This window comes from Ruminococcus sp. CAG:330, from assembly GCF_000437175.1.
Lineage (GTDB): Bacteria > Bacillota > Clostridia > Oscillospirales > Ruminococcaceae > Ruminococcus_C.
Window position 1 is genome coordinate 1 of sequence record NZ_FR897994.1, and the last position, 1504, is coordinate 1504.

At 55.6% G+C, this 1504-nt stretch carries 2 protein-coding genes; both read left to right on the forward strand.

Annotation, left to right across the window (positions count from 1 at the left end; all coding sequences use genetic code 11):
* Positions 1-56: 56 nt before the first annotated feature.
* Entirely contained in the window at positions 57-641 is a 585-nt protein-coding gene (locus tag QZL66_RS01260; RefSeq protein WP_022409955.1) for an LOG family protein, read from the forward strand.
* On the forward strand, positions 638-1468 hold the full coding sequence (gene nudC, locus QZL66_RS01265; protein ID WP_022409956.1) for an NAD(+) diphosphatase: 831 nt from the start codon (positions 638-640) through the stop codon (positions 1466-1468). The genes QZL66_RS01260 and nudC overlap by 4 nt, the downstream gene beginning before the upstream one ends.
* The last annotated feature ends 36 nt before the right edge of the window (positions 1469-1504 follow it).

Genomic DNA, 1504 nt, shown 5'->3' on the forward strand with positions numbered 1-1504 from the left:
ACGATAGCAGGAGCACGTGGATTGGCAGCTGCAACCATTTACAGAAAGGAAAAACAATGAACATCACAGTATATCTTGGAGCTTGCGGGGGAAATGACATTTCGCTGAAGCATGCCGTCAGAGCATTTGGCACATGGATCGGGACGAGCGGGAACACGCTGATTTATGGCGGTTCCCGAACGGGTCTGATGGGCGAGATCGCAGAAAGCACCCTGCAGGCCGGCGGAAAGGTCATTGGTGTGGAACCGCAGTTTTTCGTGGAGCGGGAATTTCAGTACGATGGTCTGACGCAATTGATTGTCACAGCGGATATGTCTCAGCGAAAAGCGAAGATGATCGAGCTTGGAGATGCATTTCTGGCGTTTCCGGGCGGCACGGGAACGCTGGAGGAGATTTCGGAGATCATGTCCAGGGTATCCCTGAATCAGCTCTCCGCTCCCTGTATCCTCTATAATTGGAACGGCTATTACGACAGCCTGAAAGCGCTGCTGCGCCACATGACCGAAACCGGTCTGTCCTCGGAAAGACGGCAGAAAGGCATCTTTTTTGCGGAGAATCTAGCGGAGATTCAGAGCATTCTCACGGATGCGTGGCAGACAGCAGGCGCACAGGAACCCATGGAAAAGAAGGTTTTACAATGATACAAGATATTTTTCCCCATCAGTTTCACAATGCCTATGAGGCAGACGCACAGCCGGATGCGGACAGCATTGTCCTCTCCTTTTGCGGCAAGCAGGTTCTGACCGGAAAGGGCGCTCTCCCCACGGTGGCACAGCTTCCGGACTGTCCGCTGCGTTATTTGTTCCGCATTGACAACTGCCGCTATTTTCTGGCGCAGGAGGAGCTGCCGGAGCAGGCGGGGCTGACCTATCGGGAGATACGGGAGATCCGTGGAGATGCGTCGCTTCCCAAGTTTCAGCGCTACGGCGTGATGACGGGAAAGCATCTGGCAGACTGGTATCGGGACAACCGGTTCTGCGGCAGATGCGGCAAGCCCATGCACCACTCGCTGGCGGCACGTGCTATGGTGTGCGATGCCTGCAACAACCACGTGTACCCGAAGATCATGCCGGCGGTGATCGTGGGCGTGATTCGTGGGGATTCGCTGCTGCTGACCAAGTACCGCACGGGTATCTCTTATAACGCACTGGTCGCCGGATTCACAGAGATCGGGGAGACGCTGGAGGAAACTGTAGCACGGGAGGTGCTGGAGGAAACCGGCGTGCAGGTCAGGAACATCCGCTATTACCGGTCGCAGCCGTGGGGTATTGCCAGCGACATCCTCGCCGGATTCTACTGCGAGGCAGACGGCAGCGGTGAGATTCGCATGGATGCTTCGGAACTGAAATATGCGGCGTGGGTCAAGCGGGAGGAGATCGAGCTTCAGCCGGATGACGCCAGCCTGACCAATGAGATGATGCAAATGTTTCGGGATGGAAAAATCCACGCCGGGGATCTGCGGAAATAAGAGCTCATGTTCATAGGCGTCTATCTACGTCTTTTC

Excerpts from the sequence above, each read along its gene's own strand:
- QZL66_RS01260 (WP_022409955.1), top strand. The coding sequence starts at position 57 with ATGAACATCACAGTATATCTTGGAGCTTGCGGGGGAAATGACATTTCG.
- nudC (WP_022409956.1), top strand. The coding sequence starts at position 638 with ATGATACAAGATATTTTTCCCCATCAGTTTCACAATGCCTATGAGGCA.